Source organism: Pseudomonas sp. GW821-FHT01A09 (genome assembly GCF_058986725.1).
Genome location: NZ_JBYSWB010000023.1, coordinates 40,782 through 66,067, shown reverse-complemented (window position 1 = coordinate 66,067; position 25,286 = coordinate 40,782). Strand labels below are relative to the sequence as shown.

Annotated in this window: 19 protein-coding genes and 2 pseudogenes; 11 read left to right on the top strand and 10 right to left on the bottom strand. The window is 63.5% G+C overall.

Features of this window, described 5'->3' with window-relative positions; all coding sequences use genetic code 11:
- Nucleotides 1–29: 29 nt before the first annotated feature.
- Genes AC3WJP_RS22195 through AC3WJP_RS22185 form a run of 3 tightly spaced genes read right to left on the bottom strand, consistent with a single transcriptional unit; the run spans nucleotide 30 to nucleotide 3,637 of the window.
- Nucleotides 30–1,664, bottom strand: coding sequence for a GMC family oxidoreductase (locus tag AC3WJP_RS22195; protein ID WP_493723102.1), 1,635 nt, complete (start codon nucleotides 1,662–1,664; stop codon nucleotides 30–32).
- Nucleotides 1,661–2,200, bottom strand: a complete 540-nt coding sequence (locus AC3WJP_RS22190; protein WP_493723103.1) for a sugar dehydrogenase complex small subunit — start codon at nucleotides 2,198–2,200, stop codon at nucleotides 1,661–1,663. Before AC3WJP_RS22190 ends, AC3WJP_RS22195 begins: the two co-directional genes overlap by 4 nt.
- A 15-nt stretch (nucleotides 2,201–2,215) precedes the next feature.
- Nucleotides 2,216–3,637, bottom strand: coding sequence for a c-type cytochrome (locus AC3WJP_RS22185; protein ID WP_493723104.1), 1,422 nt, complete (start codon nucleotides 3,635–3,637; stop codon nucleotides 2,216–2,218).
- A gap of 441 nt (nucleotides 3,638–4,078) precedes the next feature.
- Here AC3WJP_RS22185 and AC3WJP_RS22180 point away from each other — a divergent pair, with 441 nt between their 5' ends.
- The 3 genes from AC3WJP_RS22180 (at nucleotide 4,079) to AC3WJP_RS22170 (ending at nucleotide 9,245) form a co-directional block, all read left to right on the top strand.
- Nucleotides 4,079–5,719: a methyl-accepting chemotaxis protein gene (locus tag AC3WJP_RS22180; protein ID WP_493723105.1), complete on the top strand. Its 1,641-nt coding sequence runs from the start codon at nucleotides 4,079–4,081 to the stop codon at nucleotides 5,717–5,719.
- Nucleotides 5,720–5,918: 199 nt separating this feature from the next.
- Nucleotides 5,919–7,160 carry a cytosine deaminase gene (gene codA / locus AC3WJP_RS22175; RefSeq protein WP_493723106.1) on the top strand — a complete coding sequence of 414 codons (1,242 nt, stop codon included), beginning with the start codon at nucleotides 5,919–5,921 and terminating at the stop codon, nucleotides 7,158–7,160.
- 357 nt (nucleotides 7,161–7,517) lie between these two features.
- Entirely contained in the window at nucleotides 7,518–9,245 is a 1,728-nt protein-coding gene (locus AC3WJP_RS22170; protein WP_493723107.1) for a cytochrome c biogenesis protein DipZ, read from the top strand.
- Between the two features lie 168 nt (nucleotides 9,246–9,413).
- Here the strand turns inward: AC3WJP_RS22170 and AC3WJP_RS22165 are convergent, their stop codons facing one another.
- Nucleotides 9,414–10,301: a LysR family transcriptional regulator gene (locus tag AC3WJP_RS22165; protein ID WP_493723108.1), complete on the bottom strand. Its 888-nt coding sequence runs from the start codon at nucleotides 10,299–10,301 to the stop codon at nucleotides 9,414–9,416.
- Nucleotides 10,302–10,427: 126 nt separating this feature from the next.
- Between AC3WJP_RS22165 and argC the strand changes: the two genes are divergently transcribed.
- From argC to AC3WJP_RS22140, 5 genes and pseudogenes are all read left to right on the top strand, one after another.
- Nucleotides 10,428–11,354, top strand: a complete 927-nt coding sequence (gene argC / locus AC3WJP_RS22160) for an N-acetyl-gamma-glutamyl-phosphate reductase (RefSeq protein WP_493723109.1) — start codon at nucleotides 10,428–10,430, stop codon at nucleotides 11,352–11,354.
- A 130-nt stretch (nucleotides 11,355–11,484) separates the two neighbouring features.
- Nucleotides 11,485–12,513: pseudogene (locus AC3WJP_RS22155) on the top strand (TRAP transporter substrate-binding protein).
- A gap of 2 nt (nucleotides 12,514–12,515) precedes the next feature.
- The gene (locus tag AC3WJP_RS22150) at nucleotides 12,516–13,010 is read left to right on the top strand and encodes a TRAP transporter small permease (RefSeq protein ID WP_493723110.1); all 495 of its coding nucleotides are present in this window, start codon (nucleotides 12,516–12,518) and stop codon (nucleotides 13,008–13,010) included.
- Entirely contained in the window at nucleotides 13,007–14,293 is a 1,287-nt protein-coding gene (locus AC3WJP_RS22145) for a TRAP transporter large permease (RefSeq protein ID WP_493723111.1), read from the top strand. The genes AC3WJP_RS22150 and AC3WJP_RS22145 overlap by 4 nt, the downstream gene beginning before the upstream one ends.
- A gap of 26 nt (nucleotides 14,294–14,319) precedes the next feature.
- Nucleotides 14,320–15,546 carry an aminotransferase class III-fold pyridoxal phosphate-dependent enzyme gene (locus tag AC3WJP_RS22140; RefSeq protein WP_493723112.1) on the top strand — a complete coding sequence of 409 codons (1,227 nt, stop codon included), beginning with the start codon at nucleotides 14,320–14,322 and terminating at the stop codon, nucleotides 15,544–15,546.
- Here AC3WJP_RS22140 and AC3WJP_RS22135 read toward each other — a convergent pair.
- Both AC3WJP_RS22135 and AC3WJP_RS22130 read right to left on the bottom strand, forming a co-directional pair.
- Entirely contained in the window at nucleotides 15,519–16,406 is an 888-nt protein-coding gene (locus tag AC3WJP_RS22135; protein ID WP_493723113.1) for a LysR substrate-binding domain-containing protein, read from the bottom strand. The genes AC3WJP_RS22140 and AC3WJP_RS22135 overlap by 28 nt on opposite strands.
- A gap of 244 nt (nucleotides 16,407–16,650) precedes the next feature.
- Nucleotides 16,651–17,532: an Abi family protein gene (locus tag AC3WJP_RS22130; RefSeq protein ID WP_493723153.1), complete on the bottom strand. Its 882-nt coding sequence runs from the start codon at nucleotides 17,530–17,532 to the stop codon at nucleotides 16,651–16,653.
- 385 nt (nucleotides 17,533–17,917) lie between these two features.
- Here AC3WJP_RS22130 and AC3WJP_RS22125 point away from each other — a divergent pair.
- A pseudogene (locus AC3WJP_RS22125) lies at nucleotides 17,918–18,148 on the top strand (TauD/TfdA dioxygenase family protein); the annotation flags it as partial.
- A gap of 24 nt (nucleotides 18,149–18,172) precedes the next feature.
- Here the strand turns inward: AC3WJP_RS22125 and AC3WJP_RS22120 are convergent.
- Nucleotides 18,173–19,678: a PAS domain S-box protein gene (locus AC3WJP_RS22120; protein ID WP_493723114.1), complete on the bottom strand. Its 1,506-nt coding sequence runs from the start codon at nucleotides 19,676–19,678 to the stop codon at nucleotides 18,173–18,175.
- Nucleotides 19,679–19,950: 272 nt separating this feature from the next.
- Between AC3WJP_RS22120 and AC3WJP_RS22115 the strand changes: the two genes are divergently transcribed.
- A complete protein-coding gene (locus AC3WJP_RS22115; protein WP_493723115.1) occupies nucleotides 19,951–20,940 on the top strand; it encodes a tape measure protein in 990 nt (329 codons plus the stop codon).
- Between the two features lie 151 nt (nucleotides 20,941–21,091).
- Nucleotides 21,092–21,943, top strand: a complete 852-nt coding sequence (locus AC3WJP_RS22110; RefSeq protein WP_493723116.1) for an urea carboxylase-associated family protein — start codon at nucleotides 21,092–21,094, stop codon at nucleotides 21,941–21,943.
- Nucleotides 21,944–21,986: 43 nt separating this feature from the next.
- On the opposite strand, the gene AC3WJP_RS22105 is transcribed toward AC3WJP_RS22110, so the two are convergent.
- From AC3WJP_RS22105 to AC3WJP_RS22095, 3 genes are read right to left on the bottom strand one after another with little or no spacing between them, the layout of a single operon-like run.
- Nucleotides 21,987–22,568, bottom strand: a complete 582-nt coding sequence (locus AC3WJP_RS22105) for a DedA family protein (RefSeq protein WP_493723117.1) — start codon at nucleotides 22,566–22,568, stop codon at nucleotides 21,987–21,989.
- Nucleotides 22,569–22,570: 2 nt separating this feature from the next.
- Nucleotides 22,571–24,403, bottom strand: coding sequence for a glutamine--fructose-6-phosphate transaminase (isomerizing) (gene glmS, locus AC3WJP_RS22100; protein WP_493723118.1), 1,833 nt, complete (start codon nucleotides 24,401–24,403; stop codon nucleotides 22,571–22,573).
- 2 nt (nucleotides 24,404–24,405) lie between these two features.
- Complete coding sequence (locus AC3WJP_RS22095) at nucleotides 24,406–25,185, bottom strand: DeoR/GlpR family DNA-binding transcription regulator (protein WP_493723154.1); 780 nt, start codon at nucleotides 25,183–25,185, stop codon at nucleotides 24,406–24,408.
- Nucleotides 25,186–25,286 lie beyond the last annotated feature (101 nt).

Genomic DNA, 25,286 nt, shown 5'->3' with positions numbered 1-25,286 from the left:
CTCGCTACAGGAGGGGGCTAGGGCGCTTGTCAGACTTCTTTCACCACCACATCGGCAATCCGCAGGCTGAGCGCCGCGCCGGTGAGGGTCGGGTTCACGCACGATGCCGATGGCATCACGCTGGTCCCGGCGATGAACAGGTTCGGATGGTCGTGGGTGCGGCAGTCGCGGTCGACCACCGAGTCCTTCGGATCGTCGCCCATGATGGTGGTGCCCATGATGTGCTGGCGGTTCTGGAAACCCACGTCAGTGCTGAGGATGTCGGCATCGAGCAGCTTGGCGAATTGCTGGAAGTCTTCGAGGGCCTTGGCCTTGCCGGCGTGCCAGTAGTCCGGGACGCTGTAGTAGATCTCCGGCACCGGCAGGCCGATGGCGTCGAACTTGGTCTTGCTCGGGGTCACGCGGTTTTCCGGCAGCGGCAGGGTTTCGAAGTCCACCGCCCAGTTCAGCGAGCGCGCCGATTGCAGGCGGATGCCCTCATCGAGCTTGGAGCCCAGCACGCCCTTGGCGATCAGCCCGGAGGTGATCTGCGAAGTCGGCACGGTGTTGCGCACCTTGATCTTGTAGCTGGGGTAGTCCTTGCGGAACTCGCCGTCGCGGCTGTTGAGGTACACCAGCAGCTGGGTCGGGCCTTCGCCGGGCCACATGTCTTCCTTGGTCATGACGTTCATGCTGATGCCAGTGTGGTCCATCAGGTTGCGCCCGACCTGGTCGGAAGAGTTGGCGATGCCGTTGGGGTACTTGTCGGAGGTCGACATCAGCAGCAGCTTCGGCGATTCGATGCCGTAGGCCGCCAACACGAAGGTCTTGGCTGTGAGTTTGTGCTGGGACTTGTCCGGGCGCATGTACCAGATCGCGGTGATCTTGCCGTCGTCGCCGGCCTCGATCTTGTACACCACCGAGTTGTCCAGCACCTTGGCGCCATGGCGCTCGGCCTCGTCGATGTGCATCGAGCCATCGTACTTGGCGGCGATCGGGCACACCGGGTTGCAGTTGTTGTTGCCCGCGCATGGCGGGCGCTTGCCGTAGGGGCGCGTGGCGCGGCCGTTGGGCTCGAGGATCGGATTGTAGCCGCCCTTTGAGAGCATTTCCGAGAGACGCTTGAACATGTAGCTCGGCTTCAGGCCTTCCATCGGGTACGGGATCGAACGCGGTGGCCAGGCCTTGCCGCCCTGCCCGCTTTCGTCCTGGCCATCGACGCCCGACACGCCCAGTTCGGTTTCGGCGCGGGCATAGAACGGCTCGAGCTCGTCATAGCTGATCGGCCAATCGCGGCCGCGGCCGTACAGGGACTTGAGACGGAAGTCGTTGGGCAGCATGCGCCACAGCGATGAGCCGAAATGCCAGGTGGTGCCGCCGACTACGCGCAGGTAGGAGGTGTTGTATTTGACCGGGCCGACCTGCTGCAGGTAATCGCCGTAAGTCGACGGCGCGTGGGGCAGGCTCGGGTAAGGCGAGCCGGCACCTTGCAGCTTGGCGTTGGCCAGCGACAGCTTGACCGGCGCGTTGCGGAAAGTTTCGACGATGTCACGACGATTCACCCGCGGCCCGGCTTCGAGGACGATCACCGACTTGTTGGCCTTGGCCAGCTCGGTGGCGATCAGCCCGCCCATGACGCCAGAACCGATGATCACGACATCGGCATCGAATTCAGCGCTGCTCATACACGGGTGTCCTGCTTGATGACGGGTTTGGGGCCCCAGGTCGCGGGGCCTCCACCGTAGGTAGGGATAATCAGAATGCCGTGGGTCGGCTGGTACATCATGGCCTGGGAGTAGGCGATCAATTCGGCGTCCACGGGCTCGCCGACGATGCCCAGGTACCAGGCCGAAATGATGCTGGTGGCGGTGGCCTTGAGCGAAGCATCGCTGGCTTGCGCCAGGTACTCATCGACGTGCTTGTAGCCTTGGGCGGCGATCAACTGCTGCAGGGCGACGACGTTGGTCGAGAAGTTCGGCGCGCGCTTATCCAGCGCCTGGTAGTAACGCGCCGCCAGCACCGAGTTGACCGGGCGGCTGACAAGGAACGACGACAACGCGACGAAATCGGCATCGCTGGCGGCCGCGGCCATCACCGATTGCCACGGTAAGGCCGCGCCCACCAGGGTCGCGAGGCCGAGGGTCACCGAGCCGCGCAGCAGGTTGCGGCGTGACAGCCCGCGCGGGGCGTCGTCTTGAATCAGGCTTTGCGTGTGGTTCATTGAAGTATCCATTGCTCAGGCCACCTTGCGCTGGCGGCGCACGATCAACCACAACCCCAGGGCGATCAGCAGGCACACGACCACGATGGCCGGGATGGTGAACTGTGCCAGCAATACCAACGGTACTTTGGGGCCGCCGGCACGGGTCTGCGCGACGTCGTCGGCGGTGACTTTTTCAGCGCCATTGCCGAACTGGCTCAGCACATAGTTGCTCACGTCGGCGATCTGCTGGTCGTTGAGGCGATCAGTGAACAGCGCGTCGGGGCCGAAAGCCGGCATGTCGATGGCCACGCCATCCACCTCGCGATGCACACCGAAAACGATCGCCGCCACCAGATTGTCGGCACGGGCAGTCGCGGTGTTGTGGAACAGCGACGGGTATTCGCTGTTGCCCTGGCCGTTAGGCTGATGGCAGTTGGCGCAGGTGCCGCTGAAGATGTGGAAGCCCGGATCTTCAGGTTTGCTGCCGCGCATCGTCAGCTCATTGGTTGACGCCTGGCCAAAGTCATGGCGCGCTTTGGTCTCGCCGGTGCTGACCGGTTTGGTCTGCAACAGGTAAGCGGCAATGGCTTTGAGATCGGCATCGTCCAGATGCTGCAGGCTGTTTTCCACGGCCTCGGCCATCGGCCCCGCGGCCTGGGCCTTGCCCTGGACGTGGCCGGTGCGCAGGTACGCTACGAGGTCGTCGGTGGACCAGGCACCAATGCCGCTGACTTTGTCGGAGGTGATATTCGGTGCATACCAGCTGCCAATGGCGCCACCCGACAGTGCCTGGCCGTTATCAGGGCCCATGAGAAAGTTGCGCGGGGTATGGCAGGTATCGCAGTGAGCCAGGGCATTGACCAGATAGTCGCCGCGGTTGACCTCGGCCGACTTGCTCGCGTCCGGCTTGAAGCGCTCGGCGCTGTGGAACAAGGCATTCCAGCCAATCATCGACGCCCGGACGCTGAATGGAAACGGCAGGTCGGTCTTCTTGCTCGGCGTATCCACCGGCTGCACTTCGTGCATGAAGTAGTCGTACAGCGCAGCGATGTCGCTATCGGTCATCTTCGCGTAGGAGGTGTACGGCATGGCCGGGTACAGATGGCTGCCATCGGCCGCCACGCCATCGCGCACCGCGCGGGCGAAGTCTTCTTGGCTGTAGCCACCAATACCAGCGGTTTTCGAGGGCGTGATGTTGGTCGAGTAGATCACCCCCATCGGCGAGCTGAGCGCATAGCCACCCGCGAAAGGCTTGCCGCCCGGCGCGGTGTGGCACGCCACGCAGTCAGACGCTACGGCCAGGCGTTTGCCCGGGGACGCGTCCGCGCCCAGCGGCTCGGCTTGAGCGGCGCCCGCAGCGCACAGCATCAGGGTCAGAAAAGCGGCGACGGCACGCACGGTGCCCCTGCCCTTGAGAACATTCCTCGACACGAGTTCGATCGTTGGCGACTGCATTCAGTACTCATCACAGGTTTGGATACCGCGCGACATCAGGGGCTCGCTCGAACGGCGAATTGCACCAGTACGATGTCATACAAGACAAAAATAATATTTCACACTCTTACATTTAGCAACAAGTTAACGGCAAAACGCCACTAATCTTTTTTGACGAAATGGCTCTAGCCAGGGGCTTTGCAGATTTGTGCCCGGAGAGCACGAAGGTGCAATTCACTCTAATGGTTATTTTTTGTACAGATCGAGCCCGTCAAGGCCAGCGCAATGCGAGGGACGACCGGACATGCCGCCGAACGCCCACAAACACCCAAGCTAGAGCGCTTTAAACCCGACTTTCGAAAAAATAGCCCTTCAGCTGACAAAAAACCGGCCGATAGAAGTACGACAACCCATTCTGTGTTCGCAGGATCGCTACCTCACCCACTTCTTCAGGACGAAACGATGCGCTGGCTAAACGATGCAAAACTCTCGACCAAGCTGATTCTGGGCTTCGCCCTCTGTGCGCTGATTACTCTGGTGGTCGGGCTATTGGGCAGCCGCGGCATCGCTCAGTTGTCCGAGAGCCTGAAATCGGTGTTCAGCAACAACCTGGTGTCCGTCGCGGGCACCGGGCAGACCAAGATCAAAGCCGTCGGCCAGAGTCGGGACTTGTATCGGTTGTACCTGGCCAGCGCCGCCAATGCCCCGCAGAGCGTCAAGGACGAGTTTCTCGCCTCGCTGGAAGCCAACCGCCAGGCCAGCGAAAAAGCCTACGCGCAGTACCGCAAAACGCCCTTGGCGGATGACGAACGCGCCGCTGGCGACAAGATGGACCGCGACTGGCCGGCCTATCAGGCGATGATCCAGCAGTACCTGGCGTTGCTGAAGGCAGGTGATGTGGACAATGCTCGCGTCCTGCTGCTGGGCGACTTGCAGAAGTCCTACCGGGTGGTGATGGACGAGATGACCATCATGTCCGACTCCAACGACCGCCAGGTCAAGGAAGGTGCGGATCTGGCCCAGCAGCAGGAGTCCTCGGCCAAGATGGTGCTCTATTCTGGCATCGTCCTGGCCTTTATCGCGGCGCTGCTGCTGGGGTTGCTCATCAGCCGCCTGATCAGCCGCCCGATCGCCACGGCCGTGGTCAGCGCGCAGCGCATTGCCAGCGGTGATCTGACCCAGAGCATCGTCAGCACCGGCAAGGACGAAGCTGGCCAGCTGTTGAGCGCCCTCAACGATATGCAAAACAGCCTCAAGAGCACCATCCAGCAGATCGCCAGCGCCTCGGACCAGCTGGCGGGCGCCGCCGAAGAACTCAACACCGTGACCGACAATTCCAGCCGCGGCCTGGTACGCCAGAACGACGAGATCCAGCAAGCCGCCACGGCGGTCACCGAAATGACCTCGGCGGTGGAAGAAGTCGCGCACAACGCCGTGTCCACCTCCGAAGCGTCCAAGGCCACCAGCCAGCAAGCCAGCGATGGCCGTGACAAGGCCCGCCACGCCGTGACCGCCATTAACGGTGCGACCACTGAAATCACCACGTCCACCAGCATGGTCCAGGACCTCGCCGGCCAGGTGCGGGATATCGGCAAGGTGCTGGACGTGATCCGCGGGATCGCCGAGCAGACCAACCTGCTGGCCCTCAACGCCGCCATCGAAGCCGCCCGCGCCGGCGAGCAGGGCCGCGGCTTTGCCGTGGTGGCGGATGAAGTTCGCGCCCTCGCCGCCCGCACTCAGGCCTCGACGGGGGAGATCGAAGGCATGATTTCGACGGTACAGCAAAGCGCCGATCAGGCCGTGGGCGCCATGCACAAGAGCCAGACACTGGTAACCGACACCCAGGCGCTGGCCCGGCAGACCGGCGAAGCGCTGGAGCTGATCGCCGACGGCATCGCCCAGATCAACGACCGCAATCTGGTGATCGCCACCGCCTCGGAAGAACAGGCCCACGTCGCCCGCGAGGTCGACCGTAACCTGCTCAACATTCAGGACCTCTCGACCCAGTCCGCGGCGGGTGCCCATCAGAGCAAGGCGGCCGCGCAGGAGCTGTCGAGCCTGGCGGTGTCGTTCAACGCCTTGGTGGGCCGCTTCCGCATTTGACGCAGCTGCGATAGCGCCCTCTCGATCGCCTTCGCGGGCAAGCCCTGCTCCCACAGTGAGTCATACGCTTGTGGGAGCAAGGCTTGCCCGCGAAGAGGCCCGCAAGCCCACCGCATCAATCGGCCGGAACGGCTGACCCGCTTGACGCTGCAGACGTTCCCGTGAAAGCTGCAGTGGTAGCCCATCCAGAGGACCGCCCATGAAGATCATCAACGCTACCTTGCGCAAAACTCCCGGGCTGCACACCGTCAGTTGCGACGGCGAGCGTATCGGCGCCATCACCGCGCAAGCCGGCAGCGTCGTCGCCGCCCCTGGCGATATCGACGCCCGCGGCCAATTGCTCATCGCGCCCATGGTCGAACCGCACATCCACCTGGACGCGACCCTGACCGCTGGCGAACCCGAGTGGAACATGAGCGGCACCCTGTTCGAGGGCATCGAACGCTGGGCGCAGCGCAAGGAGACCATCACCCACGAGGACACCAAGCAGCGCGCCCACACCACCATTCGCATGCTCGCCGAGCATGGCATTCAGCACGTACGTACCCACGTCGACGTCACCGATCCGACCCTGGGCGCGCTCAAGGCCATGGTCGAAGTGCGCGAGGAAGCCCGGCATCTGATCGATCTGCAGATCGTCGCCTTCCCGCAGGAAGGGATCGAATCCTACGCCGGCGGCCGCGAACTGATGGAGCGGGCGATCGAGCTGGGCGCCGATGTGGTGGGCGGCATTCCGCATTTCGAGAACACCCGCGAGCAAGGCGTCAGCTCGATCAAGTTCCTCATGGACCTGGCCGAGCGCACCGGCTGCCTGGTGGACGTGCACTGCGACGAGACCGACGACCCGCATTCGCGCTTTCTCGAGGTGCTGGCCGAGGAGGCGCGAGTGCGCGGCATGGGCAGCCGGGTCACGGCGAGCCATACCACGGCCATGGGCTCGTACGACAACGCCTATTGCTCCAAGCTGTTCCGCCTGCTCAAGCGCTCGGGGATCAACTTCGTCTCGTGCCCGACCGAAAGCATTCACTTGCAGGGGCGCTTCGATACCTTCCCGAAACGCCGTGGCGTCACGCGAGTGGCCGAGCTCGACCGCGCCGGGATGAACGTGTGCTTTGGTCAGGATTCGATCAAGGACCCATGGTACCCGCTGGGCAACGGCAACATCCTGCGAGTGCTGGATGCCGGTTTGCACATCTGTCACATGATGGGCTTCGAGGACCTGGCGCGCAGCCTGGATCTGGTCACCGACAACAGCGCCCGCACCATGAACCTGGGCGAGCGCTACGGCATCGCCGTCGGCCGCCCGGCCAATCTGGTGGTGCTGGATGCCGAGAGCGACTATGAAGCGGTGCGGCGGCAGGCCAAGGCGCGGGTGTCGATCCGCGCGGGCAAGGTGCTGATGACGCGGGTGCCGGAGCAGGTCAGCTTTGCTGGGGATTGATGCCCTGATCTTTGCGCCAGCGGCACCGGCCCCTTCGCGGGCAAGCCTTGCTCCCACAGCTGTATGGCGCTGGAACTGTGCAGACTGTGGGAGCGAGGCTTGCCCGCGAAGAGGCCGGCGGCGGCAACGTCTATCTCGCTGACGCGATCAAGTCAGCAAATCCCTGCTGCCAGCGCGCCTGGACTTCTCGAACAAGGTCTTGGCCGCGGGGCTCCTGATGCCGGATTCGCTACACGCGGCAAGTATCACAAAATGTTTAAGGACCCGTGAGGACTCCAGGAAAGCCTTCTCGCTAGGCTTCATCCAGCGCACACCAAAAGCCCGCGCAACCTCCCATGACACAAGGCCGTCCAGACCATGCTGCTACTTATTCTTGCCTACCTCGGGGGCGTGCTGACGATTGTCAGCCCCTGCATCCTGCCCGTGTTGCCCTTCGTCTTCGCCCGCACCGGCCAGCCATTCGTGCGCAGTGGCCTGCCCTTGCTCCTGGGCATGGCGGTGACCTTCGCGTTGGTGGCCTCGCTGGCGGCCGTGGGTGGCGCCTGGGTGGTGCAGCTCAACCAATATGGCCGCTGGCTCGCCTTGGTGTTCGTCGCCTTGTTCGGCTTGACGCTGTTGCTGCCGCGCCTGGCGGATCGGCTGACACGGCCACTGGTGGCGGCAGGCAGTCGACTGTCGGAAGCGGCCGGCAACGACAGCCGCCCGCGCCCGGGTGCGTCCTTTCTGATCGGCGTGGCCACCGGGTTGCTCTGGGCGCCCTGCGCAGGCCCGATCCTCGGGCTGGTGCTGACCGGCGCCGCGCTGCAGGGCGCAAGTATCGGCAGCACGTTGTTGCTACTGGCCTATGCGGCAGGGGCCGCGACCTCGCTGGCCATCGCGCTGCTGCTGGGTGGCAAGGTCTTCGCGGCCATGAAGCGCTCCATCGGCGCTGGCGAATGGGTACGTAAAGTGCTGGGCGCGGCCATGCTGCTCGGCGTGTTGGCCATCGCTACCGGGCTCGACACCGGTATCCTCGCGCAAGTGTCTACCGCCTCCACCGGCGGCCTGGAACAGAGCTTGGTGGATCGGGTGATGGGCAACAAGGCCGAGAAAGTCGGCGACACCGACATCAGCAAATTGCCCATCGAAGGCGACTTGCCACGTCTCGACGGCGCCGTGCAGTGGCTCAACTCGCCACCGCTGAGCGCCGAGAGCCTGCGCGGCAAGGTGGTGCTGATCGACTTCTGGACCTACTCCTGCATCAACTGCCTGCGCACCCTGCCCTACATCACCGCCTGGGCGGACAAATACCGCGATCAGGGCCTGGTGGTGATCGGCGTGCATTCACCGGAATTCGCCTTCGAGCAGGACGTGGGCAACGTTACCAAGGCCATGAAGAAGCTCGGCGTCAACTACCCGGTGGCCATCGATAACGACTTCAAGATCTGGCGCGCCTTCGACAATCAATACTGGCCGGCGCACTACTTCGTCGACGCCCAGGGCCATGTGCGCTATCACCACTTTGGCGAAGGCAACTATGCCGAGTCGGAAAAAGTCATTCAGCAACTGCTGCGCGAGGCCGGGCACAAGAACGTCAGCAGCGACCTGATCACCGCCAGGGCCAGCGGCGTGCAGCAAGGTTCCGATGGCCAGGACATGCAATCGCCGGAAACCTACGTGGGCTATCGCCGCTCGGAGAATTTCGCCTCGACGCCCGATATCGCGGCCGACAAGAACGCCACCTATCAGCTGCCCGCGCAGCCGACTCTCAACCAATGGGGCGTCGAAGGGCGATGGATGCTCGGCTCCGAGCAAGCCACCCTGGCGACCGCAGGCGGCAAGATCGGCTATCGCTTCCACGCCCGCGACCTGCACCTGGTGCTGGGCCCGGGTCAGGACGGCAAGCCGGTGCGCTTCAAGGTGATGATCGATGGCAAAGCGCCAGGCGACGCCCACGGTACCGATGTCGCGCCCGATGGCACCGGCACCGTCACCGAGCAGCGCCTCTATCAACTGGTACGTCAGCCGAGTGATGTGAGTGATCACACCTTCACCATCGAGTTTCTCGATCCGGGTGTGAATGCCTACGCGTTTACCTTTGGTTGATCGACGCGATCTGGACCGCTACTCCTGTGGCGAGGGGACTTGCTCCCGATACGGGGTGTCAGATTGACATGTGTGTCTGCCACCCCGTATCGGGAGCAAGCCCCCTCGCCGCAGGGTTGTCCCAGGTGAGCCAGGCGCCCACGCCTTGTCCTCGATCTCTGAAGCGCCTCAGGCGTTGACTTCCATCTCGCTCAGCACATCCAGCACGTGCTGGGTGCTTTGCTCTACTGCCCCGGCGCGATGGGCGATGCCCAGTTCGCGCCACAGCGCCGGGCGCAGCGGGCACATGACCAGGCGCGGGTCCGGCTGCGGGGAATGGGCCTCGAACGGCAGCAAGGTGGCGCCGTAGCCCGCCGCCACCAGGCTCTTGATCGCATCGTTGTAGTTGAGCTGGATCCGCGCCTGGGGCTGCAGGCCGGCGCTGGCGAACCACTCCCCCGTGACCCGGGACAACTGCGTGGTCACATCGTTGAGGATCAGCGCTCGGCTGGCCAGCCAGCTCGGCGTGACGCGGGCGGGAACATCCCAGCTGGCAGGCAGAAAGGCCAGGATCGGATCGCGGCGCCACGGCTGCAGTTCAAGCCCGCCCACCGCCGCCTGCGGCAGCGCCACCAGGCCGATGTCGAGGCTGCCATCGACCAGCCGTGCGAGGGATTGCCGGGACGTCAGCACCGCCACCTGCACATCGATGCCCGGATGGCGCTTGCCCAGCACATCCAGCACCTGGGGCAGCAGATAGGCCAGCGCCCCGGTCGAGGCACCGAGGCGCACGCGGCCGGCCAGGCCCTGGACCTGACGCTGCACGTCGTCCAGCGCCTGGGAGGCATCCTCCAGCAACCGCCGCGCCCGCTCGATCAGGGTTTCGCCGATCGCCGTGGGATGCACCTGCCCGCGTTTACGCGACAGCAAGGGCGCGCCGATGCGCGCTTCGAGGTCGGCGATATGCAGGCTGACGGTGGGTGGCGCGAGGTTCAAGGCACGGGCGGCCTTGGCGAACGAGCCGAGTTCGGCGATCACCACCAGGGTGCGCAGGCGATCCAGACTGATTTCACGCATAGGCAGGCTTATCCGGGGCAATAACGTTCAGGAAACATGCACCTGATCGTCACTATATTCAAATTTTCTTTATCTCAAGCTTGTTCGATGATGACATCTCACCCAGCCTCCTCGCGAGACAGCGTCATGACCCAGCCCATTGTTTTCATCGACGGCGACCAAGGCACCACCGGTCTGCAGATCCATGCCCGCCTGCGCGGGCGCAGCGATATCCAGCTGCTGACCTTGCCCGCCGCCGAGCGCAAGGACCCGCAGCGCCGCGCCGAGGCGATCAACAGCGCCGACGTGGCCATCCTCTGCCTGCCCGACGACGCGGCCCGTGAAGCAGTCGCCTCGGTGGTCAGCCCGACGGTGCAGGTCATCGATGCCAGCTCCGCGCACCGCACCGCGGCCGGCTGGGTCTACGGTTTCCCGGAAATGGACGAACGCCAGGCCGAGCTGATCGCCCAGGCCAAGCGCGTCAGCAACCCCGGCTGCTATCCCACCGGTGCCATCGCCCTGCTGCGGCCGTTGATCAGCGCCGGGCTGGTGCCGGCCGACTACCCGATCACCATCAACGCCGTGTCCGGCTACTCGGGCAGCGGCCGCGCCGGCATCGAGCAGTACGAGACAGCGGGCGCGGCACCCGGCCCGGCGCTGCGCGTCTATGGCCTGCAACTGGCGCACAAGCACGTCCCCGAGATGCAGCGCCACGCCGGACTGGCGTTCGCGCCTGTGTTCGTGCCGGCCTATGCCGCCTACGCTCAGGGCATCGTGCTGACCATCGCCTTGCAGACGCGCCTGCTGCCCACTGGCGTGCAGGCCAAGCAACTGCACCAGCGGCTGAGCGAGTTCTATCAGGGCTCGCGCTATGTGCAGGTGGCGCCGCTGGAACAGGCCAGCGCCACGGCGCAGCTGGACCCGCAGGCCTTGAACGGCAGCAACGACCTGCGCCTGGCGGTATTCAGCAATGACGCACAGGGGCAGGTGCTGCTGACGGCGGTGTTCGACAACCTCGGCAAGGGCGCGTCAGGGGCGGCGGTGCAGAGTCTGGAGTTGATGTTGCAAGGCTGAATGGGCGGGGTGTCGCGGGATCACCTGCACACCCCGACAACCGCTGCATAAATAATCGTATGGATGCATTTCGTAGTTTAATCGCAAATGGCCAGCCCTTGATTGACGCTGCGCGGACCTGTCGTAGTTAATAGCTTCAACGCTATTTCACTTCGAGGTCGCCATCGTGTTCAGATCCCTGTCCCGTAAAAATCTCGCCGTCAGCGCCCTTACCGGCCTGGCGCTATTCATCGGTGCAGGGAGCGCCATGGCCGACCAGACCCTGCGTCTGGCCCACGCGTCCAGTTCCGACAGCCTGATCAACCAGGCCATGGTGCGCTTCGCCGCCGAAGTCAGCAGCGAAACCAAAGGCGAGCTGAAAGTGCAGATCTACCCCGATGGCCAGCTGGGCGACGAAGCCCCCATCGTCGACTCGGTGGGCGCCGGGGCGATCGACATCGGCCTGGGCGGTTCCACCGACGGTATCGACCCGCGCCTGAATGCCTTGTCGCTGCCGTTTCTGTTCAAGGACGCGGCCGCCGTGCATGCTTATCTGGACAGCCCCGCTGGCAAGACCTTCTTGCGCATGGGTGAGGCCCACGGCTTCATCATGCTTTCGGCGCTGGATTCGGGCTTTCGCCAGTTCGCCAACAGCAAGCACCCGATCCTCAAGCCCGCCGACCTCAGCGGCCTGAAGATTCGCACCCCGCCGAACCCGGTGATCCTGGCGACCATCAAGCAGCTCGGCGCCTTGGGCCAGTCGATTCCGTTCGGCGAGGTCTATACCTCGCTGCAATCGGGCGTGGTGGATGGAGTCGAGCCTTAACTGCGCGATTTCTATGACCAGAAATGGTACGAAGTGGCGAAAAACGTATCGGTCTCCAACTACGTCTGGTCGGCCAACTTCTGGTTCATCAACAAGGACAAGTACGAGAGCCTCAGCGCGACCGAACGTACTGCCCTGGACAAGGCCGTGGCCGACGCCACCGTCTGGTACCGCTCGCAGCTCGAAGCCGTGTACAGCAAAATCCAGACTGAAATGCAGAGCAAGGGCGTCAAGTTCAACGAGGTCGACACCGCCCCGTTCCGCGAGCTGACCGGCCCGGTCTATGCGCAGTTCGGCAAGGTCTGGGGTGAAGCCTTCGTCAACCAGCTGCGCCACGACGCGCAAGGCCAGTAGCCATGTCCATCAGCCAGCACCCGGACCAGCCGGCGCGCGGTTGGCCTGAACGGGTCCTCGCCGTGGTCGGCGCGGTGATGTTCGCCATCACCTTCCTGGCCATCCTGGCCGGGGTGTTCTCGCGCTACTTCAACCTGCACGGCTTCGAGTGGTCGTTCGAGATCGCCACCATCGGCTTCATCTGGGTGACCTTCATCGGCACGGTGATCGCCGAGATCCGCCATGAGAACGTGCGTTTCCAGGGCCTGGTCAATCTGCTGCCGCCACCGGTGCACAAGGTGCTCGATGCGGTGGCCAGCGTGGCGCTGCTGGGTATCAGCCTGTGGCTGCTGTACAGCGGTAGCGCATTCATCGCCCGCACTGGCTGGGCACCGACGCCGGTGCTGCGCTGGCCTGCGGGCTTGAGCTCGGCGGCGCTGATCAGCGCCGCGGCCATGCTCGCCCTGTTGGCCTTGGTGCGCTTGGCTCGCCTGATTCGTACCGGAGCTCGTTCATGACCGTCGTGATTCTGTTTCTGGCCTTCCTGTGTCTGCTGCTGGCCGGCTTGCCCGTGGTCTGGGCGATGGCCGGTGGCTCGATCGCTGCATTGCTGTTCGGCGACCTGCACCTGCCGTTGGCCTGGCTGGCTCAGCAGACCCTGCGCGGCGCCGATTCCTCCACCCTGGCTTCGATCCCGCTGTTTCTGCTGGCGGGCGAGCTGATGAACCGTGGCGGCCTGACCCTGCGGATCATGCGCGTGGCCGAGCACTGCTTCGGGCGCCTGCGTGGCGGCCTGGGCCTGGTCAACGTCGCCACCGCGTTCATCTACGGCGGCCTGACCGGCTCGGCCACCGCCGACACCGGCACTGTGGCCAAGGTGATGATTCCGGTGATGGAAGCCCGGGGCTATCCCCGAGATTTCGCCGCCGCAGTCACGGCGGCGTCCGGCACGCTGGGCATCATCGTCCCGCCGAGCGTGATCTTGATCATGTTCGGGGTGCTCACCAATACCTCCATCGGCGGCCTGTTCATGGCCGGGGTGATCCCGGGCGTGATGCTGGCGGCGGTGTTCATGCTCACGGCCTATGTGGTCGGCGTGCGCGAACACTTCCCCAAGGTCGAAGGCCGGATGGACTGGCCCGAGTTCCTGCGCGACCTACGCGGAGCCTTGCCGGCGCTGCTGATGCCGATCATGGTGTTGGGCTCGATCGTCAGCGGCTTCGCCACCGCTACCGAAGCCGCCTCACTGTCGGTGCTCTACGCGCTGGCCGTGGGCACCCTCATCTACCGGCAACTGGGCTGGCGCGATCTGTTCCCGGCGGTGACCGAGGCGGTGACCATCACGGGCTCAGTGATGATCATCATGGCGGTGGCCATGCCCTTCGGCTGGATCCTCACGTTCGAGTTGGTGCCGCATACCGTCGCCTCGTGGATCGTCAACCTGCACACCGGGCCGCTGATCACCATCCTGCTGGTCATCCTGGTGCTCAAGGTGGTGGGCTTCTGGCTGGATCTGGGGCCGGCGATGATCATCCTCGCGCCGATCCTGGTGCCGGTGGCCAAGGCCGCGGGCTTCGAGCCGTACCAGATCGGCTTGATCTTCACCATGACTCTGGGCTGGGGGCTGTTCACGCCGCCCATCGGCACCAATATTTTCGTGGTGTGCAATGTGGGGCGCATCGACATCGGCTCGGTATCGAAACGGCTGGTGCCCTTCTGGATCGCCACCGCCTGCGCCATCGCCCTGCTGGTGTTCTTCCCCGGCCTGACCCAGTGGCTGCCACGGGTCATGGGTTACTGAATTCCCTTACTGCCTAGAGACAATAGATGAAACATTTGATCGGTGGAATTTCCAGCGGCGGCCGCGCTTTGCCTGAAATCGATGGCCAGGCCTTCGAGGTTGCGCGCTCTCAAGGCCCATGGCTATGGGATACGCAGGGCGTGCGCTATGTCGATACCGCCATGGGCTTTGGTGCGACGATGCTCGGTCACGCTCAGCCGGATGTGGTCGCTGCCAGCAGCGCGGCGCTGCGCAACGGGCCCATGCCGTCGTTCGCCCATGCCGACGAAGAACGCGCCGCTGCTGCTTTGGCGGCCTTCACCGGCGACCTGAGCCAGGTGATCTTCCTCAATACCGGCAGCGAGGCCGTGCACCTGGCGTGCCGCACCGCCCGGGTGGCCACCGGCCGCCAGCGCATCGTCAAGTTCGCCGCCGGTTACGACGGCTGGTACGACATCGTGGCCTTCGGTAACGCCGGCCATGACACGGCGCTGATGACCGGCACCCAGCGCCCGGAGCGCGATGGCGTGGTGCTACTGCGCTACAACGACTTCGCCGACGCCGAGCAGCTGTTCAAGGACTGCGCCGACATCGCCGCAGTGGTGGTCGAGCCGGTGCTGGCCAATGCCGGCTGCATCGCCCCGGCGCCCGGTTACCTGAAGCACCTGAGCGACCTGGCTCATGCCCACGGCGCCTTGGTGATCCTCGATGAAGTGCTGATGGGGTTGCGTCTGCAACCGGGCCTGAGTGGCACCTTGCTGGGCGCCGAGCCCGACCTGGGCTGCGTCGGCAAGGCCATCGGCAGCGGCGTGCCGGTAGCGGCGCTGGTGGGCAAGCCGCAGTACATGAGCCTGTTCGAACAGGGCCGGATCGTCCGGGCCGGCACCTACAGCGGCGCACCACCGGCCTGCGCGGCGGTGCTGGCGACCCTCAAGCACCTCGCCGTGGCCGACTACCCGGCACTGCTGGGCCGGGGCGAGGCCTTGCGAACCGCGCTAGTCGCCGCCTTTGCCGCCAAGGGCATGGCCGCGAGCACCAGCGGCTATGGCTCGGTGTTCACCCTGTGGCCCTCGGCCGAGGCACCCAAGGATTACGCCGAGGCCGCCAGGCTGGCCGACAGCGACTGGACGCTGGCGCTGCACAAGGCCCTGCGCCGTCATGGGGTGATGACCATGCCCTTCGCCTTCGGCCGCGTCTACTTGACCTTCGCCCACGATGACGAGGCCCTGCAGGCCCTGCTCGATGGCTACAAGGCGGCAATCGCCTCGCTCTGAACGCTGTCTTCGCGCGCCGCCTGAAACCAGTCGTGAACGAAATGCGCCAGGCGGCGGGTGTTCAGCAGCGCGTGCTCGGGCTTGATCAGCGCCAGTTCGATGCTGGGCAACGGCGGCAACTGCTCGCCCTGCAGCACTCGCCAGCCAGGCGGCACCACCGAAGCGGGCAGCACAGTGATCGCGGTGCCCAGGCGCACCGGGTGCATGACGCCCGGCAAATGCGACGACGAACTCACCACACGCCAGGGCGTGCCCAGGCGGTCGAGGGCCTCGATGATCTGCGGCCGCGCCCGGCAGCTGTCGGTGAACAACGATAACGGCAAGGTGCGCTGCTGTTCGGGAAAGTGTCCCGGCGCGGCGCACCAGTGCATCGGCTCGCAACGCAGCAGCTCGCCCTGCTGCTTGGTGCTGGCGCGGGTAATGATCGCCAGGTCGATACTGCCCTCGGCGATCAGTGCTTCGAGCCGTGAGGAGAAGTCACAGATGATCTCCACCTGCAGGTGCGGATGGCGCTGGGTGAACGCCTGCATCAGCTCGCAGCCCAAGGTTTCGAGATAGTCGTCCGGCATGCCGATACGCAGCCGCGTAGCCTCCTGCCCGCAGTCGAGCGCCGCCAGCGCCTCGTCTTCGAGCATCTGGATGCGCCGCGCATAGCCGATCAGGCGTTCACCGTGCTCGGTCAAGGTCACGCCCTTGCGGGCCCGCTCCAGCAGTTTGCGGCCCACCCTGGCCTCCAGACGGCCGAGCATCAGGCTCACCGCGGCTTGGGTCTTGCCGATACGTTCACCGGCAGCGGTGAATCCGCCGCAGTCGATGACCGCGACGAAGGCGGCCAGACAGTCAGTGTCGAGATGGCGCATGGGGTGGGTACCTCGGTATAGGTGACGACTTGAACCACCCTTTATGCATTTTCCATTCCGTTGTCTTCGCGCCTCTATCCTGTCCGCTGTCGGGCATGGGGTGCACCAGGATGGCGCGGGTGCCTGTTATCGGGCGAAGGGTAGCGTGGGCTGTTCCACAACACATTGCTCAAACGTCGCTTGTCATCGGTGTTGCGCATAGGTAAGGCTGAGCACGACTTGAAGTGGCATGAGCCAACCGGCCTCAAAATCCGAATGCCGCCCGAGGAAAGCCGGTCTCGTCCGGGAAGCCCATTGCCTTGAAGGTACAGCCAGGGAGCATCGGTTTGCTATCGATCAAGTCCGCGACATCGTTGATCCAGGTCGACGAAGGGGCGATCCGCTGCAGCAGAAACCATATGATCGCAATCGTCCCGTAGATGCGCTTGAGCGCATGTTGATCCAGCATCAACCTTCGGAAATAGGGATCAACAGGGACGGACAATGGATTGAGCGAAGCCTGATTCCAGATACGAGTATGGTGCGCGCATCGGTTACGAAGATGACTGGTTTGTTGCATCCAGCGGCTGAGCATTTTCGCGTTGTTCAAGCCCAGCCTGGAGAGTACGAGGTTCTGATATCGGCTATTCAGCAACTCGAAAAATTCAGAGAGATCACGAAAATCCCAAGCTTCCACAGCGACCCAGACAGGGATGGATTTGCCTGCGCGCAAGTGCCACTGGATGCAATCTTCTTTACTGCGTGCGATATGCGACTGCTGTTTCTGGCTCCACTCATTCCACTTGTTCCGCACATTACCGCGGCTATCCGTATAGGGCTGGGTCCATTTGCGCAGCATGAAGCTCGCATTGGTGTAAGCCATAGGATCGTGATACCCGACCTCGTGGGCGATCACTGTCTTGAAATGGACCTCCAGACGCTCGATCGCATCGAGCATCAGCATTCGCAGGTGTTTGTCGAATTGGTATAGCTCGACAGCTTTATCGAAACAGGTAGCTGCCTGGAAAGTATCCAGACGCTGCGGCTTGCCGGTGACCGCGCATAATTCAGGCTGCGCACCGCACATCTTGAAATTCCGAGCTGGATACCAGAACCCGCTGAGGCGGTAATAGCCTAGCTGCGCCAGCTTGCGCTAAGCACGAGATGGGTCATTGATAGTGATGCCCCGATGGACGAGCAGCGCCACGAGATCGGTATAGGTACGGAACGGTTTCGGAGGGGCGGGTACTGACAACTTCCGTGTCCCAGAAATAAGAAGGCCCAAACGTAATGCCGGACTAGCCAGCACCAGAGGATCGGGCGCGATTGCGATCAAGTCTGCCGTTGGGCAGCCACCGTGTCAACGGCAGCAGGGGAAGGCTGCAGGAGTGTTTCGTATCGAGGTGTAACCGGCCGAGCGCGTCATACCTGACCGGCGGCGCTTATCCGACCACGATAAATCAGTAAATTTGATATTGAAATCCATAAAAATAACGGATTTACATAATTAGCTTAGCGCTAGACAGTTCGTCGGCTGGTCCGTCGAAGACAGCCGCGAACTGGTGGCCGAGTTGCTGCGCGAGTTCAGCAACCCCGAGTATCAGCTGCGCTTCAAGTGGACGCCGGGCACCGTGGCGTTCTGGGACAACCGCGCGTTGCTGCATTACCCGGTCTACAACTACGGTGATTTCGACCGGGTGATGGAGCGGGTGCTGATTGCCGACACGGATATCCCGCATCGGGTGCGCAAGCCGCGAGGCTGATGCCAAGGCAGGTCTGTCTACCTCTTAGCCATCGCGCTTGGCCTTAGCCTTAGGCTGCCCCGCAAACAGGTGACGCTCCCGGGCCCAGACGATCGCCTCGCTGCGGCTATGGACATCGAGCTTGGAATAGACCGTCGCCACATGATTGCGCACGGTATTGAGCGCAAGATTGAGCCGCGCGGCGATCTCCTTGTCGGCCAGCCCCTCGCAGATCAACCCCAGCACGTCGCGCTCACGGGCGGTGAGGTCGGTAAAGGAAGCACTGGGGAACTGCCGGTTACTGACGCTCTTGGCGTTCGCCAGCTTCTCGATCAGGGTCTGGCTGAACCACGACGCATCCTGCATGACGGTTTCAATCGCCTCGACCAGTTCCAGCTCCGAACGCTTGCGCTCGGTGATGTCCACCAGCACCAGCAGGTAGCACGCGGCGTCCTGGATGCTGACGGTATCGGCGGCGAGCACGCAGTCGAGGGTCTCATCGCCTTTTTTGCGCAACTTGAGATCCAGCCCGTCGATGCGGCCGGTCTTCTCCAGCACGTCGAACAGCCTGGCGGTCACCCCTGCGCCTTCGATGAAATCGAGCTCCGCGACGGTTCGGCCGATCAACTCCTGGGCGGTATAGCCAAGGGTCGCGAGAAAGGCTTCGTTGGCATCGACCACTTGCTGGCGATCGGCACTGCACACCAGGGTTGGCACCGGCGTCAGACGAAAGGCCTTGGCAAAGCGCTCCTCGCTTTGTCGCAGTGCGGTTTCGGCCTTGCGCCGTGGCTCCAGGTCGGTGAAGGAGAACAGCATGCAGTCCTCTTCGTTCATGTCCAGCGGCTGACCCGCCACGATCACCAGCTTGGTGCCGCCGCCGGGCATTTTCAGCTCGGCCTGCATCTGCGGAATGGTTGCGCCCTGGGTCAAGCGCTCGATGGCCAGATCCTTGCGCTCGGCGTTTTCGAGCACGTCGACTTCATATACCGAACGGCCGATCACGTTCTCCCGCGAATGCCCGGTCATTTCCAGAAACCCCTGGTTGACCTTGATGAACCGCAGGTCGCTGAGACGGCAGATCACCGCCGGCGCCGGGTTGGCATTGAAGGTCTTTTCGAAGCGCTGCTCGGCGCTGGCCCACTCGGTGGCATCGGCGATGATCAGCACCAGCGACTCCGCCGTGCCGTCGCTGTCTTCCAGCACCATGCTGCGAATCCGGTGCACGCGGCTGCGTTCTTCCTCGTCACCGGTGCGGCTGACTTCAACCACCACATCGCTGAACACGTCACCCGCCGCCACGCGGCTGAAGGGGTGTTGCTCGACGTCCAGCGGATGATTGTTGCGGTAGCGCAGCGCAAAACGCTCCCGGTACTCGTCACCATTGGCGCCCAGTTCGCCAATCTCCTCGACTCCGTGCATCTGCAGGGCCGCTTCGTTGGCCCAGATGATGGTCTGGTCGACCTCGATGAGGATCACGCCATCCGACAGCCCCGAAATGATCTGCTGCAATTGGCGGCGGTTGGTTTCTCTGGCGAGCACAGCGTCGCTCATGACTTGGTTCTCCGGTGATTTGCGCATCAAGGCCGAGCCCGAAAGACGCCTTCGCGCCTTGGTGCATCGGACCGGATGCCCGCAGCTTAGTGCAGTGCTCGACCACGGCGGGCGGTGCGAATGCACCAGATGCAGGGGTGCATATGCGCCAATACAAGGTGCATGCGGGGGCGGCAGACTGAGATCCATGCCGCACCAGACGGCGGTCGCGCTATCTCGCCGACGCCCTGGGCGCATCGACTGATATGTACTCACTGCCCGAGGAATCCTTCATGACAACAGCCTATGTAAACGCTCCCGCGAGCACCGCGTCGCCCTTCAGAGTGTCCTGGAGCTCGATCTTTGCCGGTGGCGCGATCGCTCTGGTCACCTACCTGGTACTGAGCGTGCTCGGCACAGCCATCGGCGCTGGCGCGGTCGACCCCATGGCCCAGGGTAATCCCCTGAGTGGATTCGGCACCGGCGCGGGCGTCTGGTTATTCGTGAGCACTTTGATCGCCGTGGCTGCGGGCGCTTGGGTGGCCGGTCGCACGGCCCCTGACCGCGGTGGCCTGCACGGCCTGCTGAGCTGGACCGTCACCACCTTGCTGACCACCTGGTTGCTGGCATCGCTGGCCGGTAGCCTGGTCGGTACCGCCGGCAATATCGCTGGCAAAGGCTTGTCCCTGGCTGCCGACGGTGTGGCCGCGGCGGCGCCGGGCGTGGGTCAGAGCATCAAGCAGCAGCTCGACAAGAACGGCATCAGCCTGGATTGGGACAGCCTCAAGTCGCAGCTGGACACCACGCTGAAACAATCGGGCAAGGCCGAGCTGGATCCTTCGAAGCTCGAGCAAAAAACCGATCAGGCCAGCACCGATGCCAAGCAAACGGCGGCGCAGGCGTCGAACGACCCCACTCAAGCGGGCGATCAACTGAAGCAGTGGTTCGACCGCGTGCAGAAATCCGGTGAGCCCGCGCTGAATGCTGCCGACAAGGATGCGTTGGTCAACATCGTTGCCGCACGTACCGGCAAGAGCCACGAAGAGGCGCAGCAGGTTGTGGATAACTACGCGCAGGCTTATCAACAGGCTGTCGCCAAGGTTCAGGAGCTCAAGCAACAGGCCGAACAGCAGGCGCGCCAGGCGGCTGATGTCGCGGCGAAAAACCTGTCGAAAGCCGCCTGGGGCACGCTGATCATGCTGTTGATCGGTGGCGCGCTCAGCTTCGGAGTAGGCCGTTTTGCGCTGTCGTCACGTCCTCGCGTAGTGATCGCTACCGTGTAGCCACTGAAGTGGTGAATAAACCGGTCCGCCTGTGCGGGCCGGTTTTTTTTGGTCTGCAATGACAGGTGGCACGGTAATCGCTAAGCCAGAACGATTACGAAGCCGTGCTGCTAGACATCCTGCGCAGCGCTCTTGAACGAGAGGACTCACCATGTACAAGGACTATCCAGCCGCCTACCAGGTCAGCAAAGGCAGCGCCCTGCAGGTCGACAAGGACTTTTACGACCGTATTCGCACCAGCAAGGACAGCCGCACCCTGGTCGAGCAGTTCGAAGTGCCGATCCGCACCGGTCGCGCCTGGAAGGTCCCGGCCGGCCATGTGTTCCGTGTTACCACTCCGGTGGGCCCGCAGGTTGGCGACTTCAACATCTGGAACGCCAACGATCCGCGCGAACGCCTGTGGGCGGCACGCACCCGCCAGTTGCAGGGTGCCCATGTCACTACCTACGACCGCCTGTGGTCGAACCTGCCGTTCCTGCGCCCGATGGTGACCATCACCGACGACAGCCTGGCCGGCTATGGCATCGACGAACACGGCGGCCGCCTGCACGACCTGCTGGGTACCCGCTGCGATCCCTACGTCAACCGCATGCTTACCGGCGAGGACTTCCACCACCATTGCCATTCCAACCTGACCCGGGCGGTGTTGCCGCACGGGCTGACCGAGTTCGATGTGCATGATGTGTTGAACATCTTCCAGTGCACCGGACTGAACGCGGACGACATGTACTTCATGAAAGCCTGCCCGGCCAAGCAGGGGGACTATCTGGAGTTTTTTGCCGAGATCGATGTGCTGTGTGCGCTGTCGACCTGCCCGGGGGGTGATCTGTCGCTGCCTATGTGGGGACCGGATGCGCAGGATCCTTTAACCGTCTGCCGGCCGTTGGGGGTGGAGATTTATAGTGTGGACAAGGCGCTGCTGACGGGCTGGAGGTCGCCGGAACGGGCGGCCTATAACGGCAATCATGGGTTGATGATTGCCAAGGCGGATTGGGAGAAGTAGGCGCAACGATGGCGCTTGGTTGGGTGATATGGCTTCCTCGGCCTCAGGAGTGGGACGCTGTGCGTCGGCGGCGCCAATACCGCACCAGCGCCGCAAGGGCCACCAGGGCGACCACCGCGATGAAGATCGGCAGGCGATAGGGCTTCAGGTCACCAAAGAAATGCTCCAACGCTTCGCCGGCCCAGTAGCCGGCGCAGACGAACAGCGTGGCCCAGACCGCCGCACCCAGCATGTTGATCAGGGCGAAACGCCAAGGCGACAGGCGACTTGCCCCTATCACCATGGGCCCCACCAGGCGCATGCCATAAAGGAAGCGAACGGCGAATACCGAGGTCGTGGGGTAGCGCTGGATAAGACCTTCGACCCGTTTGATGGCCGCCTGGTGGCGCTTGAGCTTGGGCAGCACGCGCCCACCGGAATAACGTCCGGTCCAGAACAGCAACTGGTCGCCGAATATGCCGCCCAAGGTGGCCCAGCCGATCACCTGCAGCACTTGCAGAGTGCCTTGGTGCGCAGCCATGCCGCTGAGGATCAGCACCGTTTCGCCTTCCAGCAGGCAGCCGATGAAGATGACCCAATAGCCGTAGGCGGCAATCAGCGCGTTGAGGTCGAGGTGTTCGAGCATGGTTATTCCACCGTCACCGACTTCGCCAGATTCCTCGGCTGATCCACATCCGTCCCCTTCAACACCGCCACGTAATACGACAGCAACTGCAGCGGCAAGGTGTACAGAATCGGCGCCAGCGCATCGTGGATATGCGGCATCGCCACCACTCGAGTGCCTGGGCCATCGGTGAAGTGCGCTTGCTCATCCGCGAACACCACCAGCTCCCCGCCACGGGCACGGACTTCCTGCAGGTTGGACTTGAGCTTTTCCAACAGCTCGTTGTTCGGCGCGACGGTGACCACCGGCATGTCGGCATCCACCAGCGCCAGCGGGCCGTGCTTGAGCTCACCGGCAGGATAGGCTTCAGCGTGGATGTAGGAAATTTCCTTGAGCTTGAGGGCGCCTTCCATCGCCACAGGGAACTGCGCGCCACGGCCGAGGAATAGCGTATGGTGCTTCTCGGCGAACAGCTTGGCGATTTCTTCGACGGTGCTGTCCATGGCCAGGGCTTCGCCCAGGCGGGTCGGCAGGCGGCGCAGCTCGGCCACCAGTTCGGCTTCGACGCCTTCGGCGAGGGTACCTTTGACCTGGCCGAGGGACAGGGTCAGCAGCATCAAGGCGACCAGTTGGGTGGTGAAGGCCTTGGTGGAGGCGACGCCGATTTCCGGGCCGGCCTGGGTCAGCAGGGTCAGGTCGGATTCGCGCACCAGCGAGCTGATGCCGACGTTGCAGATCGCCAGGCTGCCGAGGAAGCCCAGTTCCTTGGCGTTGCGCAGGGCGGCCAGGGTGTCGGCGGTTTCACCGGACTGGGAGATGGACACGAACAGGGTGTCCGGCTGTACGACGACGCGGCGGTAGCGGAATTCGCTGGCGACTTCGACCTGGCAGGGGATGCCCGCCAGGCCTTCGAGCCAGTAACGGGCGACCATGCCGGCGTGGTAGCTGGTGCCGCAGGCGACGATCTGCACGTTGCGAACCTTGGCGAACAGCTCGGCGGCCTGGGGGCCGAAGGCCTGCACCAGAACATGATCCTGGCCCAGGCGGCCTTCGAGGGTGCGCTGCACGACTTTGGGCTGCTCGTGGATTTCCTTGAGCATGAAGTGGCGATACTCGCCCTTGTCGGCGGCTTCGGCACCTTCGTGGTACTGCACCGCTTCGCGCTGCACGGCTTGGCCGCTAGCGTCCCAGATATGCACGCTGTCGCGGCGAATGTCGGCGATATCGCCTTCTTCCAGATACATGAAGCGGTCAGTGACCTGACGCAGCGCCAGCTGGTCGGAGGCGAGGAAGTTTTCCCCCAGGCCGAGGCCGATCACCAGCGGGCTGCCGCTGCGGGCCGCGACCAGGCGATCGGGCTGAGCCAGGTGCACAGCGGCCAGACCGTAGGCACCGTGCAGCTGCTTGACCGTGGCCTTGAGCGCGTCGGCGATATCCGGCACGGTTTTCAGGGTGTGGTTGAGCAGGTGGGCGATGACCTCGGTATCAGTCTCGGAGGCGAACACGTAGCCCTGCGCGCTCAGCAGTTCGCGCAGCGGTTCGTGGTTTTCGATGATGCCGTTGTGCACTACGGCCACGTCACCGGAAAAATGCGGGTGTGCGTTGCGTTCGTTGGGCGCGCCGTGGGTAGCCCAGCGAGTGTGGGCGATGCCGAGCTTGCCCACCAGCGGTTCGGCGGCCAGGGAGGCTTCGAGCTCGCTGACCTTGCCGGTACGGCGGCGACGCTGCAGTTGCCCGTCGTTGCTCACGACCGCCACGCCGGCGCTGTCGTAGCCCCGGTATTCAAGACGTTTCAGGCCTTCGAGGAGGATGGCCGTGATGTTGCGCTCAGCGATGGCGCCGACGATTCCACACATGTTTATAACTCCTGATTGACGGCGGCGATGATGAGGTTGATGCCGCGGGCCTGAATCTGGTCGCGTGCCTCACGGGGCAGGCGATCATCGGTAATGAGGGTATGTACACTGCCCCAAGGCAGTTCGAGATTGGGGATCTTGCGCCCGACCTTGTCGGACTCGACCATGACGATCACTTCGCGCGCCACTTCGGCCATGACCCGGCTCAGCCCCAGCAGTTCATTGAAAGTGGTGGTGCCGCGCAGCAGGTCGATGCCATCGGCGCCGATGAACAGCTGGTCGAAATCATAGGAGCGCAGCACCTGCTCCGCGACCTGGCCTTGAAAGGATTCCGAATGTGGGTCCCAGGTGCCGCCGGTCATCAACAGCACGGGCTCATGTTCCAGTTCGCTGAGGGCGCTGGCGACGTTGAGCGAGTTGGTCATCACTACCAGGCCCGGCTGCAGCCCGAGTTGCGGGATCATCGCAGCGGTAGTGCTGCCGCTGTCGATGATGATGCGCGCGTGTTCCTTGATCCGCTGCACGGCCGCGCGGGCGATCGCCAACTTATACACAGACACCGGCTGGGCGGCTTCGCTGATCAGTTCCTGGGGCATGGTGACCGCGCCGCCGTAGCGACGCAACAGCAGGCCATTACTTTCCAGTGCGGCGAGGTCCTTGCGGATGGTGACTTCCGAGGTTTCGAAACGTTTGGCCAAGTTATCCACACTGACCTCGCCCTGCTCTGTGAGCAAGGCGAGGATGTTGTGGCGGCGTTGGGGGGTATTTCGTTTCGACATGATTGCTTTAAGTTTCGATTCGAAAGATAAGTGGCGCAATCAAAACTTAAATCGGCGGATGGGTCAAGGGGTGGATGGAAATTAGCGATTGTGGATAACTATTA

What these genes read in the sequence shown, in the direction of transcription:
- AC3WJP_RS22195 (WP_493723102.1), bottom strand. Translation starts at nt 1,664, where the DNA reads ATGAGCAGCGCTGAATTCGATGCCGATGTCGTGATCATCGGTTCTGGC.
- AC3WJP_RS22190 (WP_493723103.1), bottom strand. Translation starts at nt 2,200, where the DNA reads ATGAACCACACGCAAAGCCTGATTCAAGACGACGCCCCGCGCGGGCTG.
- AC3WJP_RS22185 (WP_493723104.1), bottom strand. Translation starts at nt 3,637, where the DNA reads ATGCAGTCGCCAACGATCGAACTCGTGTCGAGGAATGTTCTCAAGGGC.
- AC3WJP_RS22180 (WP_493723105.1), top strand. Translation starts at nt 4,079, where the DNA reads ATGCGCTGGCTAAACGATGCAAAACTCTCGACCAAGCTGATTCTGGGC.
- codA (WP_493723106.1), top strand. Translation starts at nt 5,919, where the DNA reads ATGAAGATCATCAACGCTACCTTGCGCAAAACTCCCGGGCTGCACACC.
- AC3WJP_RS22170 (WP_493723107.1), top strand. Translation starts at nt 7,518, where the DNA reads ATGCTGCTACTTATTCTTGCCTACCTCGGGGGCGTGCTGACGATTGTC.
- AC3WJP_RS22165 (WP_493723108.1), bottom strand. Translation starts at nt 10,301, where the DNA reads ATGCGTGAAATCAGTCTGGATCGCCTGCGCACCCTGGTGGTGATCGCC.
- argC (WP_493723109.1), top strand. Translation starts at nt 10,428, where the DNA reads ATGACCCAGCCCATTGTTTTCATCGACGGCGACCAAGGCACCACCGGT.
- AC3WJP_RS22150 (WP_493723110.1), top strand. Translation starts at nt 12,516, where the DNA reads ATGTCCATCAGCCAGCACCCGGACCAGCCGGCGCGCGGTTGGCCTGAA.
- AC3WJP_RS22145 (WP_493723111.1), top strand. Translation starts at nt 13,007, where the DNA reads ATGACCGTCGTGATTCTGTTTCTGGCCTTCCTGTGTCTGCTGCTGGCC.
- AC3WJP_RS22140 (WP_493723112.1), top strand. Translation starts at nt 14,320, where the DNA reads ATGAAACATTTGATCGGTGGAATTTCCAGCGGCGGCCGCGCTTTGCCT.
- AC3WJP_RS22135 (WP_493723113.1), bottom strand. Translation starts at nt 16,406, where the DNA reads ATGCGCCATCTCGACACTGACTGTCTGGCCGCCTTCGTCGCGGTCATC.
- AC3WJP_RS22120 (WP_493723114.1), bottom strand. Translation starts at nt 19,678, where the DNA reads ATGAGCGACGCTGTGCTCGCCAGAGAAACCAACCGCCGCCAATTGCAG.
- AC3WJP_RS22115 (WP_493723115.1), top strand. Translation starts at nt 19,951, where the DNA reads ATGACAACAGCCTATGTAAACGCTCCCGCGAGCACCGCGTCGCCCTTC.
- AC3WJP_RS22110 (WP_493723116.1), top strand. Translation starts at nt 21,092, where the DNA reads ATGTACAAGGACTATCCAGCCGCCTACCAGGTCAGCAAAGGCAGCGCC.
- AC3WJP_RS22105 (WP_493723117.1), bottom strand. Translation starts at nt 22,568, where the DNA reads ATGCTCGAACACCTCGACCTCAACGCGCTGATTGCCGCCTACGGCTAT.
- glmS (WP_493723118.1), bottom strand. Translation starts at nt 24,403, where the DNA reads ATGTGTGGAATCGTCGGCGCCATCGCTGAGCGCAACATCACGGCCATC.